The 15,998-nt window shown below is 38.6% G+C and carries 13 protein-coding genes; 11 read left to right on the forward strand and 2 right to left on the reverse strand.

Going from position 1 to position 15,998, the window contains the following annotated elements; all coding sequences use genetic code 11:
* The first annotated feature begins 145 nt into the window (after positions 1–145).
* The 11 genes from BMX11_RS20225 (at position 146) to BMX11_RS20275 (ending at position 14,411) form a co-directional block, all read left to right on the forward strand.
* Positions 146–1,603: a UDP-N-acetylmuramoyl-L-alanyl-D-glutamate--2,6-diaminopimelate ligase gene (locus BMX11_RS20225; RefSeq protein WP_090888034.1), complete on the forward strand. Its 1,458-nt coding sequence runs from the start codon at positions 146–148 to the stop codon at positions 1,601–1,603.
* The gene (gene mraY / locus BMX11_RS20230) at positions 1,603–2,850 is read left to right on the forward strand and encodes a phospho-N-acetylmuramoyl-pentapeptide-transferase (protein ID WP_090888037.1); all 1,248 of its coding nucleotides are present in this window, start codon (positions 1,603–1,605) and stop codon (positions 2,848–2,850) included. The genes BMX11_RS20225 and mraY overlap by 1 nt, the downstream gene beginning before the upstream one ends.
* 36 nt (positions 2,851–2,886) lie before the next feature.
* On the forward strand, positions 2,887–4,278 hold the full coding sequence (gene murD / locus BMX11_RS20235) for a UDP-N-acetylmuramoyl-L-alanine--D-glutamate ligase (RefSeq protein WP_090888040.1): 1,392 nt from the start codon (positions 2,887–2,889) through the stop codon (positions 4,276–4,278).
* Between the two features lie 15 nt (positions 4,279–4,293).
* Complete coding sequence (locus BMX11_RS20240; RefSeq protein ID WP_090888043.1) at positions 4,294–5,484, forward strand: FtsW/RodA/SpoVE family cell cycle protein; 1,191 nt, start codon at positions 4,294–4,296, stop codon at positions 5,482–5,484.
* Between the two features lie 130 nt (positions 5,485–5,614).
* Entirely contained in the window at positions 5,615–6,721 is a 1,107-nt protein-coding gene (gene murG, locus BMX11_RS20245; protein WP_090888047.1) for an undecaprenyldiphospho-muramoylpentapeptide beta-N-acetylglucosaminyltransferase, read from the forward strand.
* Positions 6,722–6,867: 146 nt separating this feature from the next.
* Positions 6,868–8,223 (forward strand): UDP-N-acetylmuramate--L-alanine ligase, encoded by a 1,356-nt coding sequence (gene murC / locus BMX11_RS20250; protein ID WP_090888050.1) that lies wholly within the window; start codon positions 6,868–6,870, stop codon positions 8,221–8,223.
* Complete coding sequence (locus tag BMX11_RS20255) at positions 8,216–9,442, forward strand: cell division protein FtsQ (RefSeq protein WP_090888053.1); 1,227 nt, start codon at positions 8,216–8,218, stop codon at positions 9,440–9,442. The genes murC and BMX11_RS20255 overlap by 8 nt, the downstream gene beginning before the upstream one ends.
* A gap of 5 nt (positions 9,443–9,447) precedes the next feature.
* Positions 9,448–10,806, forward strand: coding sequence for a cell division protein FtsA (ftsA, locus tag BMX11_RS20260; RefSeq protein WP_090888056.1), 1,359 nt, complete (start codon positions 9,448–9,450; stop codon positions 10,804–10,806).
* A gap of 130 nt (positions 10,807–10,936) precedes the next feature.
* Positions 10,937–12,565, forward strand: coding sequence for a cell division protein FtsZ (gene ftsZ, locus BMX11_RS20265; RefSeq protein WP_090888059.1), 1,629 nt, complete (start codon positions 10,937–10,939; stop codon positions 12,563–12,565).
* A 169-nt stretch (positions 12,566–12,734) separates the two neighbouring features.
* On the forward strand, positions 12,735–13,976 hold the full coding sequence (locus BMX11_RS20270; protein WP_090888062.1) for an aminotransferase class I/II-fold pyridoxal phosphate-dependent enzyme: 1,242 nt from the start codon (positions 12,735–12,737) through the stop codon (positions 13,974–13,976).
* A gap of 258 nt (positions 13,977–14,234) precedes the next feature.
* Positions 14,235–14,411, forward strand: coding sequence for a hypothetical protein (locus tag BMX11_RS20275; RefSeq protein WP_010602932.1), 177 nt, complete (start codon positions 14,235–14,237; stop codon positions 14,409–14,411).
* A gap of 70 nt (positions 14,412–14,481) precedes the next feature.
* Here BMX11_RS20275 and BMX11_RS20280 read toward each other — a convergent pair whose 3' ends face one another.
* Together BMX11_RS20280 and dapA are read right to left on the reverse strand one after the other, a co-directional pair.
* Positions 14,482–14,802 carry a hypothetical protein gene (locus tag BMX11_RS20280; RefSeq protein ID WP_090888065.1) on the reverse strand — a complete coding sequence of 107 codons (321 nt, stop codon included), beginning with the start codon at positions 14,800–14,802 and terminating at the stop codon, positions 14,482–14,484.
* A 251-nt stretch (positions 14,803–15,053) separates the two neighbouring features.
* Complete coding sequence (gene dapA / locus BMX11_RS20285; RefSeq protein ID WP_090888096.1) at positions 15,054–15,941, reverse strand: 4-hydroxy-tetrahydrodipicolinate synthase; 888 nt, start codon at positions 15,939–15,941, stop codon at positions 15,054–15,056.
* Positions 15,942–15,998 lie beyond the last annotated feature (57 nt).

A 15,998-nucleotide genomic window follows, 5' to 3' on the forward strand; every position in this document is an offset into this window, starting at 1 on the left:
GAATTAGAATTATAGAATGATTGGATGATAGAATGGAAAGGTGTATTCACTCATTCAAAACTCAATCATTCAAAATTAATTATAGAAGGATAGAATGGAAAGGTGTATTCACTCATTCAAAATTCATTCATTCAAAATTAAATATATGCAATTACAGGAGCTACTTTACGGTATTACGATTAAAGAATTGGTTGGCAGAACCGATCTGGAAATCAATGCGCTAAATTTTGACTCTCGTAAAGTAACCGAGGGTGATGTTTTCTTTGCAATTGTGGGTACAGTTTCTGATGGACATCAGTTTATCAGTCAGACTATAGCGCAAGGTGCAAGTGTAATCATCTGCGAAAACCTTCCTGAAATTGAAGATTATAGAGTAACCTATATTAAAGTTGAAAATACCTCTGTGGCCTTAGGGATCATGGCAGGGAATTATTTCGGAAATCCTTCGGCTAATTTAAAACTGATCGGCATTACCGGAACAAATGGAAAAACAACGATAGCAACCATTTTATTTAAGCTTTTTAAAGAACTTGGATTTAAAACGGGATTGATTTCTACGGTAGAAAACTTTGTAAATGATAAAGCAGTTCCCGCCACGCATACCACACCCAATCCGATTGCATTAAATGCACTGTTAAAGGATATGGTAGATACGGGTTGCGACTACTGTTTTATGGAAGTGAGTTCTCATGCCGTTTCTCAGCACAGAATTGAGGGATTAACCTTTTCTGGAGGCGTTTTTTCAAATCTTACGCACGATCACTTAGATTTTCATAAAACTTTTGACGCGTACTTAAAGGCAAAAAAGACATTTTTTGATACACTGCCGAAATCTGCCTTTGCATTAGCCAATATCGACGATAAGAATGGTTCGGTGATGTTGCAGAATACCAAAGCGCATAAGAAATCTTACGCTTTGAAGCAAATGGCTGATTTTAAAGCTAAAATCATTGAAAATGGTTTCAGTGGCTTACATCTTGATATTGATAATGAAGATGTTTACTTCAAGCTGGTAGGCTCATTTAATGCTTATAATTTACTGGCTGTTTACGGTACGGCTATTTTGCTTGAGCAGGATAAACTTAAAGTATTGACCCTGTTGAGTCGTTTAACGGGAGCAGAAGGTCGTTTTGACTACATCACCTCGCCAAATAATATTATTGGTATTGTAGATTATGCCCATACACCAGATGCAGTTCAGAATGTACTGAATACCATTGCTAATATCCGTAAGGGTACAGAACAGGTAATTACAGTAATTGGTTGTGGGGGAGACAGAGATAAAACTAAACGTCCGATTATGGCTCAGGTGGCATGTGATTGGAGCGATAAGGTGATTTTAACTTCGGATAATCCTCGTACAGAAGATCCGCAGGCAATTATAAAAGATATGGAGGAAGGTGTTTCTCCAACAAATAAGAGAAAAACACTATCCATTTTAGATAGAAAGGAAGCGATAAAAACAGCCTGTCATTTGGCGCAAAGCGGAGATATTATCCTGGTAGCGGGTAAAGGGCATGAGAAATATCAGGAAATTAATGGGGTTCGCAACCACTTTGATGATAAGGAAATTTTACTTGAACAACTTAATCCAAACAGCTAATGTTATATTTATTATTCGAATACCTGCATAAGCATTATGATATTCCTGGACTTAGGTTGTTCCAGTATATTACTTTTAGGGCGTCAATTTCCATTATCTTATCGTTAGTGATTACAACTGTTTACGGTCGTCGTTTAATTGATTACCTGCACAAAAAACAAGTTGGAGAAACGGTTAGGAACTTAGGCCTTGAGGGGCAAATGCAAAAACAAGGTACCCCTACAATGGGCGGTATCATCATTTTGCTGGGTATTTTAATCCCTACCTTGTTGTTTGCCAATATTGCCAATGTATACGTTATTTTAATGATCATCACCACCATTTGGATGGGGGCAATCGGCTTTTTGGACGATTATATCAAGGTTTTCCGTAAAAACAAAGAAGGCCTGGCAGGTAAGTTTAAAGTAGTTGGTCAGGTAGGATTGGGAATTATTATTGGTTGTACCATGTATTTTCATCCGAATATTGTAGTGAGAACTACTGTTCAGGATAATGTGAAAAACACATCATCTGTACCAATGGTGCTCAGACAAAAAGGAGAAACATTTTATTATACTCAGGATGTAAAATCAACTAAAACCAATATTCCTTTTTACAAAAATAACGAGTTCGATTACGCCAAGGTTTTAAAGTTCTTAGGGTCGGGATATGAGAAATATGCTTTTTTAGTATTCCTGGCATTCACGGTTTTCATTATCACGGCGGTTTCAAATGGCGCAAATATTACCGATGGGATTGATGGTCTGGCAACGGGTACATCGGCAATAATCGGTACCACATTAGGGATTTTAGCATATGTATCTGGTAACACGCTTATGGCCGATTACCTGAATATTATGTACATCCCTAACTCAGGGGAGCTCATGATTTTTGCAGGCGCTTTTGTTGGGGCTTGTGTGGGTTTCTTGTGGTACAATTCTTATCCAGCCCAGGTATTTATGGGCGATACGGGAAGTTTGGCCATTGGTGGAATTATCGCGGCCTACGCAATCATGATTCGCAAGGAGCTATTGATCCCGATTTTATGTGGGGTGTTTTTAATTGAGCTCGTGTCTGTAATCACCCAGGTATCTTATTTTAAATATACAAAACGCAAATATGGGGAGGGACGGCGAATTTTTCTCATGTCGCCATTGCATCACCACTACCAGAAAAAGGGATATCATGAAGCCAAGATTGTTACCCGATTCTGGATCATCGGAATTATACTCGCTATCATCACAGTAGTGACCTTGAAACTGAGATAAAAGAATAGAATAACCCAAAAATATAACAATAAAAGAATGAGCACTAATCACAATATCACATCAGCAAATGTACAGTCAGAAATGGCAGGGCTTGGCCGTGTGGTGATTTTAGGTGCAGGCGAAAGTGGTGTGGGTGCAGCTATGTTGGCACAAAAGCAGGGTTTTGACGTGTTTGTTTCTGATTTTGGCACTATTGCCGATAAGTATAAAAAAGCGCTTGAAGATTTGGGCATCGTTTACGAGTCTGCCCAACATACAGAGGAACTCATTCTAAATGCTTCCGAGGTAATTAAAAGTCCGGGTATTCCACCAACAGCGCCAATTATAAAAAAACTGGTTGAAAAGGGCATTTCAGTAATTTCTGAAATTGAGTTTGCAAAACGTTACACCCATGCTAAAACAGTTTGCATCACAGGCTCAAATGGTAAATCGACCACGAGTTTACTTACCTATCACATCCTTAAAAATGCAGGGTTAAATGTAGGCTTGGCAGGTAATATCGGTCACAGCTTCGCCGCTCAGGTAGCTACAGAAAGCTTTGATTGGTATGTTTTAGAGATTTCGAGCTTTATGCTAGACGATATGTTTGAGTTTAAAGCTGATATCGCTGTTTTATTGAATATCACTCCCGATCATTTAGATCGGTACGAATATAAGATCGAGAATTATGCTGCATCAAAAATGCGTATCATTCAAAATCAAACCGAAAATGACGTTTTTATCTATTGCGCAGATGACGAGGAAACTCTGAATGCGTTAAGAAATGTTCATCCAGAGGCGAGAACGTATCCCTTTTCAATCGTTAAAACGGTAGATCAAGGGGCCTTTTTAGATGAAAATACAATACACATCCTTATAGAAACCAATAACGAACTAACCATGTCTATTTCAGATTTAGCCTTACAGGGCAAGCACAACATTTATAATTCTATGGCTTCAGGCATTGTTGCTAAAGTTTTAGAATTAAGAAATGATTCCATTCGTGAGAGTATGGGCAATTTCAAGAATATTGAGCACAGGTTAGAGCATGTAGCCAAAATATCTGGAATCGATTTTATCAACGACAGTAAGGCTACTAATGTGAATTCTACCTGGTATGCTTTAGAAAGTATGACATCCGATGTGGTATTGATTATGGGTGGTGTAGATAAGGGCAACGATTACAATATGCTTAAAGATTTAGTGAAGCAGAAGGTAAAGGCGATAGTTTGTTTAGGAAAGGATAATAAGCGCATTCATGATGCTTTTGAAGACGATGTAGAAGTTATTGTAAATACTTTTTCTGCCGAAGAAGCTACGCAAATTGCTTATCACCTGGCTAAGCGTGGAGATGCTGTTTTGCTTTCTCCGGCTTGTGCAAGCTTTGATTTATTTAAAAATTATGAAGACCGCGGAAATCAATTTAAAGCAGCAGTTAGAGAATTATAACAGGAGGGCTTAACTATGTTAGAGGCATTACTTAATAAAACAAAAGGCGACAGGTGGATCTGGTTGATCATCATCCTGCTTTCGCTTATATCAGTAATGGCTGTATATAGTGCCACTGGAACGCTTGCTTATAAAAGAGGAGAGGCTGTAGAGAAATTACTTTTAACCAAGCATTTAATCTTTGTAATGCTCGGGATAGGAATGATCTATATATCGCACCTGCTCGACTATCGGTATTATGCAGGTATTTCAAAGGTGCTTATGATTGTTACCATACCCCTGTTAATATATACCCTGATTTTTGGTACAAACTTAAACGATGCATCCCGCTGGGTTAAAATCCCGGTGATTGGGTTAACCTTCCAGACTTCCGATTTAGCGAAATTGGCTTTGATTACCTTTTTAGCCCGGATGTTAACCAAGAAGCAGGAAAATATTAAAGATGTTAAAGAATCTTTTATTCCGATTATGGGTTCGGTTTGTGTCGTGTTTGTATTGATTGCACTAGCGAATTTATCAACAGCCTTAATGCTGTTCGGAGTAAGTATTTTATTGTTAATTATCGGTAGGATCAGTATTAAACAGATCGCTATTGTTTGTGCTGGCGGATTTGTATTGTTGCTTTTCGTGTTCTTTTTAGGTCCTAGAAGGAAGACGTATATGTCGCGTATCAATTCGTTTATGCATCCGGAGATGCAGCACTCGGATAAAACTTTCCAGGCAGATCAGGCAAAAATTGCTTTGGCTACTGGTGGTGTTTTTGGTAAAGGACCAGGTAATAGTACGCAACGCAATTTCCTACCACATCCCTACTCCGATTTTATTTTCGCCATTATTATTGAAGAATGGGGAACTATGGGAGGAATTGTAATTATGATGCTTTACCTGGTGCTTTTATACCGATGTATAAAAATAGTGACCCGAGCCCCAAAGGCATTTGGGGCCCTGCTCGCTGCCGGATTGAGCTTTAGCTTAACCATACAAGCTTTTGCGAATATGGCTGTTGCTGTTGGTTTAGGTCCTGTAACGGGTGTACCGCTTCCACTCGTAAGCATGGGTGGTACATCGATGATTTTTACCAGTGTGGCTTTCGGTATCATTTTGAGTGTAAGCCGGGATGTTGAGGAGCATGTAGCAGGTAAGGAATCAACAGAAAAGAATAGAAGTAATAAAGTAATTATCGGAGAGATTCCGGCGATAGCGTAATCAGTTACGAGTTGTGGGTTTTGAGTTGTGAGTCAATTTCCACAAAATAGTTAGGTAGTAAAATAAATAACTCAGTGCACTTTGTGAAAACTTTGTGCCCTTTGTGGTTAAAGAATAATTAAATATAAAAATGAATAATTCCCCAAAAATTATCATATCAGGTGGTGGCACCGGCGGGCATATATTCCCCGCCGTGGCCATAGCCAATGCGCTCAAACGCTTGGTGCCCTCGTGTGAGATTTTATTTGTAGGGGCCAACGGGCGAATGGAAATGGAAAAGGTTCCTGCCGCCGGATATAAAATTATTGGATTGAACATTGCCGGAATGCAGCGCGGTTCAATCTTGAAGAACTTAAGCTTACCATTTAAGGTAATTGGAAGTGTACAGAAGGCTTTGAATATTATTAAAGATTTTAAGCCCGATGCTGTGGTTGGAGTTGGTGGATATGCCTCAGGCCCCTTGTTATATGCGGCTTCTTTAAAGGGAATTCCATACTTGATACAGGAGCAGAACTCTTATGCTGGAGTTACCAATAAGTGGTTGGGTAGAAAGGCTGCAAAAATATGCGTGGCTTTTGATGAGATGGATCAGTTTTTTCCAGCAGATCGAATCTTGAAAACGGGTAATCCGGTACGAAAAGAGGTGGTAGACATTAAGGGAAAACATCATGCAGGAGCAGAATTGCTGAAACTGGATCCACTGAAGAAAACCATTTTGGTAACCGGTGGAAGTTTAGGAGCCGGCACTTTAAATAAAAGTATAGAGAAACATTTACCAGAAATCCTGGCAGAGGACGTTCAGGTGATTTGGCAAACCGGTAAATTTTACTACAAAGGAATCATGGAGCGATTAGGAGAAAACTATCATCCAAACGTTCGCATTCTGGAGTTTTTAAATAAAATGGATTTGGCATATGCAGCAGCCGATGTAATTATTAGCAGAGCAGGCGCAGGAACAATAGCAGAACTGTGTTTAATTAAAAAGCCCGTAATTCTGGTGCCTTCTCCCAACGTGGCAGAAGATCATCAGACTAAAAATGCGCTGGCCTTAGTTAAGCACGGAGCAGCAATACTAATTAATGATCGCTCGGCAGAAGATACACTGGTGGCAGAAGCCTTAAAACTATTGAAGAATAAGGAACAAGCCGAAAAGCTCTCTGAGAAAATTGGAAGTATGGCCTTGCCAGAAGCAGATGAGGTGATCGCGGGCGAAGTGCTGAAGCTGGTTAGGAGCTAAGCTTTAAAGCTTAAAATTAAGGCAAAGCTAAAGTAGCTAAGCCATAAATGAAAAAATTAAAATATTAGAAAAGAATAGAAATAGAATAATAAACGGTAATCAGGCAGCTTTAAGCTTTTAAACTTTCAGCTTTTATCTCAAATGAAATGGAACTAGGTAAAATAAACAGAGTATATTTTGTAGGTGTCGGTGGTATCGGCATGAGTGCGCTTGCTCGATATTTTGCTAAGCGTGGAGTTGCTGTTTGTGGTTATGATAAAACAAGGACTAAGCTTACTGAAACCTTAGAACAGGAAGGAATATTGGTTTCTTACCTGGATGAGGCTTCGGCATTACCATGTGCTTTTTTAGATAACCATGATGATACGTTGGTGGTATACACACCCGCAATTCCAAAGGATTCTAAAGTCCTGAATCATTTTAAAGATAAAGGCTTTACGTTGAAAAAGCGTTCAGAAGTACTGGGGATTATCAGTAAGGGAATGTTTTGCATTGCTGTAGCAGGCACACACGGTAAAACCACCACTTCTTCAATTGTTGCACACCTTTTAAAAGATACAGGTTACGATTGTACAGCATTTTTAGGCGGTATCACCAGTAACTACAATAGCAATGTGTTGTTTGGTAAAAACAATGTAGTTGTTGTGGAAGCCGATGAATATGATCGTTCTTTTCTCACCCTGCATCCTGATGTAGCTGTGGTAACCTCTATGGATGCTGATCATCTGGATATTTATGGAGATAAAAGCCATCTGGAAGAATCTTTCAGGCTTTTTGCAAGTCAGCTGAAAGAAAGAGGCACCTTGTATGTGCACGAAGGTTTGCCTCTGGAACATTATATCAGCTATGCGGCGAGCAATACTGCAAGGGCGAGAGCAGAGAACTTGAGGGTAGAAGGATCGAAATTTGTTTTTGATTACGCTGACCGTGATCATCGGATTAATAATATCAGTTTGATGCTGCCTGGAAAGCACAACGTAGAAAATGCAACCGTAGCCATAGCCATTGCTTTGCAGTTGGGGATTGATGCAGAAAAGGTGAAAGAAGCAGTGGGGAATTTCAAAGGTGTAAAACGTCGTTTCGAGTATATTGTAAACAACGAAAAGCAGATTTACATTGATGATTATGCCCATCACCCGGAAGAATTAAAGGCCTGTTTTAATGCCGTTCGACAGTTGTATCCCGACAAAAAGCTTACCGTGATTTTTCAACCACATTTGTTCAGCCGCACCAGGGATTTCGCTGACGAGTTTGCAAAAGTTTTAAGCACAGCTGATGAGTTATTGCTTTTAGATATTTATCCGGCAAGAGAATTGCCTATTGCAGGCATAAATTCAGCTTTTTTACTCGATAAAGTAACCTCCGCAAATAAGCGGGTATGTGGAAAAGATTTTGTGCTTCAGTATGTTAAGGATGCTGAACCTGAGTTAATTTTAACTGTAGGTGCCGGAGATATTGATACATTAATTGAACCTTTAAAAAATATATTAAACCATGCTTAAACGGTTAAACTGGGGAGCAATATTTACTGGCTTTGCCTGGCTAATTAGTCTGGCAGGTGTGGTGGTGCTTTTAGGTTTTATCAATGTTAAGAAGCAAACCGTTAAATGTACAGATGTTAAGATATTGATTCCGGGGGCGGATAACTTTATTGAACGTGAAGAGATTGATGCCATTTTGAAGGAAGATCAAGGAATACTGTTAGGAAGAAATCTCGAGAAAATTAACATCCATAGAATTGAACAAAAACTGCAATCGAATCCTTACATCGCCTTTGCAAAGGTATATGTAGATATGGATGGTGTATTGCATATTGAGATCAAGCAACGCCAGCCGATATTAAGGATTTTGAATGCAAGCGGACAAGATTTTTATATTGATAATGACGGTTTGAAAATGCCTATATCGGCGAATTTTACTGCTAATGTTTTGGTGGCAACCGGAAACATAACGGAAGTGTTTGGCAGAAGAATAGATACTTTACATACACAGTTAGCGAAAGATTTGTACCGAACAGCGAAGTTTATTAAGAAAGATACCCTATGGGATAATCAGATTGAGCAGATTGTTGTTGACAGCCAGAAAGATATGGAACTGATCCCAAGAGTGGGCGATCAGCGGATTATATTAGGTAATGCAGATTCGTTAGAAATTAAAATGAAAAACCTGCTTATTTTCTATAAAAAGGCAATGCCACAAGTAGGATGGGATGCTTACAAGACGATTAATATTAAATACACCAATCAGATTGTTTGCGAAAAAAGGGATTCGACAAGTATAGGTAAAAAAGGTAAAACAATAACGCTGGCTGATAGTTTGAGAATACAGCGAAAGGTTACCGATTCGCTCATTAAAAGTATGGTTGGAGAAGCCATTGAAAATAGGCCCGAGGAAGATGAACCAAGAAACGAGGAGCCTAAGCGGATAGTAGCAGCACCCAAAAAAGTTGAACCAGCAAAAAAAGAAATTAAAAAAACTGTAGTCGCGCAAGCAGTAAAACCAAAGGAGTCAAAGCCTGCGGTGTCGAAACCAGCAACAACTAAACCAGCGGTAAGTAAGCCAAAGGAGGTGAAGCAGGTGGAGAAAAAGGAAAAGCCGAAAGCAACTACCACAACACAGCCAAAGCCGGCAAAATCTGCGGCAGATTTAAAGAAGCAAAGAGAAGCGAGAGAGAAAGAAATCAAAGCCCTGGAAAAACTGTATAAAACTCAACAAAATTAACGAATATGGACAAGGCAAAATTTACCAGTCAGTCGCCCATTGTAGTAGGATTGGATATCGGTACTACAAAAATATGTGTTATCGTAGGACGGAGAACACAGCACGGTAAAATAGAAATATTAGGAATCGGCAAGGCGGAATCGGCGGGAGTAACAAGAGGAGTGGTTTCAAACATTCAAAAAACCGTGCAGGGTATTGCTCAAGCAGTTGAAGTAGCAAGCGGACAATCCAATGTAGAAATACAGGTGGTAAATGTGGGTATTGCTGGTCAGCACATTAAGAGCTTACAGCATAGAGGAATTTTAACCAGAAGAGAATTGAACAATGAAATCGGTAAAAAGGATATCGATAAATTGATCGATGATATGTTCAAACTGGTTATGCCTCCGGGAGAAGAAATTATTCATGTGTTACCACAAGAATTTACCATTGATAACGAGCCGGGAATCAAAGATCCGATTGGTATGGCTGGAGTACGTCTTGAAGCGAACTTCCACATTATCTCTGGTCAGGTAACCGCAGTTAAAAATATCATGAAATGTGTTAACAATGCAGGATTACAAACTCAGGATTTAATTCTTGAGCCACTGGCCTCTTCTGAATCGGTGTTGAGCGAGGAAGAAAAAGAAGCTGGTATTGCATTGGTAGATATTGGTGGTGGTACAACCGACATCGCCATTTTCCATGAAGGTATCATTCGGCACACAGCCGTTATTCCTTTTGGCGGTAACAGTGTAACAGAAGATATACGCGAAGGATGTTCGGTAATGCGTAACCAGGCAGAGTTGTTAAAAACCCGTTTTGGTTCAGCATTGGCAGAAGAGAATAAAGAAAATGAGATTATCTGCGTACCGGGTTTACGTGGTCGTGAACCGAAAGAAATTTCAGTTAAAAACTTAGCTTATGTAATTCAAGCCCGTATGGAAGAGATTATTGAGCATGTTTACTATGAAATCAAATCGTCGGGATACGAGAAAAAATTAATCGGAGGTATTGTAATTACCGGTGGTGGTGCCTTGTTGAAACACCTGAGCCAGTTGGTAGAATATGTTACCGGATTAGATTGCCGCATAGGTTATCCCAATGAGCATTTATCTAAATATGAGGATATGCCGAAAACCATTTACGATGATTTGAAAAGCCCAATGTATGCAACCAGTGTTGGTTTGTTAATAAAAGGTATTCAAAAAGCGGAAGAACTGATTGAAGAGATGAAGCAGCCAGGAGTGTTCGTAGAAAAGGCTAAAGTGGCTAAGGAAAAGGAAAAAAGAGGCCCTGGTTTATTCGATAAGCTACTTGCCAAAACACGCACATTCATTCAGGATGATATGAATGTAAGCGACGAGGATTACTTGAAAAATTAAATATTTTTCAACAAAACATGAGTTTTCCACATTCTTAACACTTGTGGAAAACGTCTGTTGAAAAAGTGTTAATATTACATGGAGTAATGAACAGGAATTAAAAATTTTTAAACAACTGATTCATAAGATTATGCAGTTCGAAATGTTAAAAGATAAATCATCAATCATCAAGGTTATTGGTGTTGGTGGTGGTGGTGGTAACGCAGTTAACCATATGTACCTATCCGGTATTACTGGTGTGGACTTTATTATTTGTAATACAGATGCCCAAGCTTTAGAAAGTAGCCCAATCCCTAATAAAGTTCAATTAGGTGCTAGTTTAACTGAAGGAATGGGTGCTGGTTCTATACCTGAAGTTGGTAAAAACTCGGCAATAGAAAATATTGATGACATTAAAGCTATGCTCGGTAGTACAACAAAAATGTTGTTTATTACTGCTGGTATGGGTGGTGGTACCGGAACTGGTGCCAGTCCTATTATTGCTAAAGCTGCGAAAGAACTCGATATCTTAACTGTTGCGATTATCACTACTCCATTTTCATTCGAAGGTAAAAGACGTAGATTGCAGGCGGACGAGGGGATGGAAGAACTGAAGAAATACGTAGATTCTTATCTGGTTATTTCTAATGATCGACTACGTGAAATTTTCGGAAACCTAACCTTAGGCTCAGCTTTTGGTCAGGCAGATGATATTTTAACCACAGCTGCAAAGGGTATCGCAGAAATCATTACCGTTCCGGGTTACATCAACGTGGATTTTAAAGATGTGCGTACCGTGATGAAAGATAGTGGCGTAGCCATTATGGGTAGTCATTCTGCAGAAGGTGATGAACGTGCATTACAAGCAGTTGAAGGCGCATTGGCTTCTCCGTTATTGAAAGATAGCGAAATTGAAGGAGCAAGATATATTTTATTAAACATCAGTTCAGGGGTTAGAGAAGTAACGATGGATGAGGTATCTATCATTACGGATTATATCCAGGAAAAGGCAGGCTTATCTGCTGATTTAATTTGGGGTAACTGTACAGATGAAACTTTAGGAGAGAAACTCTCGGTAACCATTATCGCTACTGGCTTCCAAACTTCTGAAGAGCGTGTTCACGAAGAACGCAATAAAAAGAAAATTTCTTTACTTACTCCAGAAGAAGCACCATTAGTTCGTCCGGTAGAACCAGTAAATTCATTTATTCAGCCTAAAGAAGTAGTACCTTCTTATGAGCCTGTAATGAAAACAAAGGATGAAGTTTCTCAGGCTGATTTATTCGGTGGAATGTTCAATAAAGCTGAAGCACAACTTAATCAGGAGCCTGAAAATAACATTGTTCGTCATACGCTAATTGAAGAAGAACCTCAGTTAGAAGCACCACAGGAAACAGGTTTTGAGTTTGAAGTAAAGCTTGCTGAAACAGAATTCGTATTCGAAACGCCTGTAGCAGAAGCGCCATCTATGCCTGAGCCTGAAGTTGAAATGCCAGCTGTAGGTTTAGATGACGATAAGAACGACGAATCTATGGAAGAGCAGTTGAGAAAATCTAAAGAGCGTATTTTACGTTTAAAAGATTTGAGCATGAAACTGCGTACTACTAATGGTTTACAAGAATTAGAAAACGAACCTGCTTACAAACGCAAACAAATGCAGTTGCAACAAGTTCAACATTCTTCAGAATCTCAGGTTAGCCGCTTCACCTTGAGTAACGATCAAGACGGTGGAACAGAAATCAGACCTAATAATTCTTTCTTACACGACAACGTTGATTAGACTGAACCAAATATATTTAAAAGCCTTAACTTGATTGTTAAGGCTTTTTTGGCATAAAATTGGCTTGTTAAAAATGTTTAAATTACCAGGTACCACCTAGATTCGGTTGATTTTAAGCCGAATAAACCTTAAATTCGCAAAATTTTAAGTACAATAAATACATAATACATTGGATATATTTGATAAGATAGCAAAGCACATGGGCCCTTTGGGTCAGCACCAGAAGTGGTCTCATGGGTATTTCTCATTTCCAAAATTAGAGGGAGAGATTGCACCACACATGCAATTCCGTGGAAAAGAGCATTTGGTTTGGAGTTTAAATAACTATTTAGGTTTAGCCAACCATCCTGAAGTTAGAAAGGCAGACGAAGAAGCAGCAGCTCAATTTGGTATGGCTTATCCTATGGGGGCGCGTATGATGAGTGGTAACTCCAAATACCACGAGCAACTGGAGCAGGAACTTGCTGCTTTTGTGGGTAAACCTGATGCTTTCTTGCTTAACTATGGTTATCAAGGTATGGTATCTATTATCGATACTTTGGTAGATAGGAATGATGTTATCGTTTATGATGCTGAATCTCACGCTTGTATTATCGATGGTTTACGTCTTCACATGGGTAAACGTTTTGTGTACAAACACAATGATATTGAAAGTGCCCGTAAACAATTGGAACGTGCTACTAAATTAACCCAGGAATCGGGAGGTGGTATTCTCTTAATTACTGAAGGTGTTTTTGGTATGAGCGGCGCGCAAGGTAAATTAAAAGAGATCGTAGATCTTAAAAAAGATTTTGAATTCCGTATCCTGGTTGATGATGCACATGGTTTTGGAACAATGGGTGAAACAGGAGCCGGTACGCATGAAGCACAGGATTGTATTGACGGTATTGACGTTTACTTCGGTACATTTGCCAAATCAATGGCAGGTATTGGTGCCTTCGTAGCTTCTACTGAAGAAATTACCAATTTCCTTAGATATAACATGCGTTCTCAAACTTTTGCTAAGGCACTTCCTATGCCAATGGTTATTGGCTTATTGAAGCGTTTAGAGCTTTTAAAAACCAAACCTGAATTGAAAGAGAAGCTTTGGCAAATTGCTACAACCTTACAAAAAGGTTTGCGTGAACGCGGTTTCGATTTAGGTGTAACAGATTCAGTAGTAACGCCAGTTTTCTTAAAGGGAGAGTTATCTGATGCAACTGCAATTACATTTGATCTAAGAGAGAACTATAGTATTTTCTGTTCAATCGTAGTTTATCCGGTTATCCCTAAAGGAATGATCGAACTTCGATTGATCCCAACAGCGGTGCATACATTAGAAGACGTACAACGTACTTTAGATGCATTTAGCGAGGTTGCTGAGAAATTGGAAAACGGCTATTACAAAGAAAATCAATTCGCAACAGCGTAATCATAAACATTACTCAAAAGCCGCTTTAAACTTGTTTAAAGCGGCTTTTCTTTTGTCTTTGTTTTTTAAATATTTGTTTTTCAGTGTGTTGCGTAAGATTTGCTGCGGTTTTTTGTTTATAAATACACAAAATGTGGAAAAAAACACTTTCTAAGCCTGTTTTTTATTGATTCAAAAGTTTTTTTATTTCAGTAAACCCTTTAAATTAGAGTTAGATAATTAAAACTCAAACCTTTAAAATTATAGGAGTACTTAAACATGAAAAAATTTGAAGAAGTAAAAAGTTTAGTAGCAGCTTTAGAAGCTGATGCAGACAAGTTTTATAACAAAGGAAACAGCGCTGCTGGAACCCGCGTTCGTAAAGGCATGCAAGATTTAAAAAACTTAGCTCAGGCTATCCGTTTAGAAGTTCAAGACACTAAAAACAAAGCTTAAGCAACCAAAATATTTATAACTAAAAAGGCCGCTGAGTTTTCAGTGGCCTTTTTGTATTTATAATCTCTCCTCAATTCTTTTTGTCCTTTTCATGCTCAATAGTTACCCTACTATTGTTGAAAAAATGGGTCTTTTGTTCAAATTTAGCAAGCTTGCCTCTACCAAAGTAATAGAAATCATCTATCCAGAAACTTCCACCAGATGAACGGTAAATCTTGTAAGTAGCGGAGTCTGTAGTCAGATAAACTAAATCTGCACGAGGATAGCTCGTTTTAAACGCTTCTACACTCATACCGATTACAGGACCTGGCTTTTCTACGTTCTTAGTCGAACGTAAAGCGCAGCCACTGGCTGTTACAGCCAATAGGACAATAATAAATAGTTTTTTCATTTGTGTTTTATTTGTGTGTACATTTCAGCAATCAATAATTATGCTAGCATAGTACACTGTAAACACGTGTGAGACTAATTCTAATAAAAAGATTAGTTTTGATTGTAAAGTATTGAATATCAGAATTATGTTGTGGAGTAATTTTTCCTTTACACAAAAAAAACAGATTGATCGGTCGCCTTATACTGGCAAACCAAACAATCTGTTCTCTGTTTTATTATACGTTTTGCGAATATTTTTCCGCAGTCTATTTATGCAAATTGACTTAGCTTATCAATTTCTTTAGCAATGGCCTCTTCTAAGCCTTTAGAAGCTTTAATCAAAGGAAGTCTAACGGTATCTCCGCAAACACCTAAAAGCTTCAAGGCAGCTTTAATTCCTGCCGGATTACCTTCAGCAAAAGCCAAACGGGTAAATTCAACCAGACTTAAATGTGCTGGAGTTGCATTTTTAAAATCACCTTTTAAACAAAGCCTTACCATGTCTGAAAACTGTTTAGGTAAAGCATTTCCTACTACCGAAATAATACCCGAAGCACCTAAAGCAATCATGGGTAAAGTAATTGGATCATCACCAGAGATTAAAAGAAAATCAGCTGGTTTATCTCTCATGATCTGATTAAACTGATCAAAACTACCCGACGCCTCTTTAGTGGCAATGATATTTTTAAAATCGTGTGCCAGTCTGCAGGTAGTTTCCGGACTCATATTGCTCATGGTACGACCAGGAACGTTATAAAGGATTAAGTCTAAAGGAGATACTTCAGCTAAATATTTATAGTGCTGATAAATCCCTTCCTGTGTAGGTTTATTGTAGTATGGACTAACAGATAAGATAGCGCTATACCCGGTTGCATCAAAAGATTTAATCTCATTTGCTACAGCTAAAGTGTCATTTCCACCAATACCGGCAACTAATGGTAATCTATTATTGTTAATTTCAGCAGTATAAGCCCACACCTTCTTCTTCTCGTCCTTAGTCATGGTGGCTGTTTCGCCGGTTGTACCTAAAGAAACGAGGTAATCTATCCCTCCGTCGATCAAATGATTAATCAGGTTTTTTAAACCATTATAATCAACAGATCCATCTGCGTTGAAAGGCGTAACTAAGGCCACGCCAGTACCCTGAAATTTGTTCATTTTTAATTTATAATATTTAATTATTGAATGATTGAGTTTTGAATGATTGAATGTTTT

This window comes from Pedobacter rhizosphaerae, from assembly GCF_900111155.1.
GTDB lineage: Bacteria > Bacteroidota > Bacteroidia > Sphingobacteriales > Sphingobacteriaceae > Pedobacter > Pedobacter rhizosphaerae.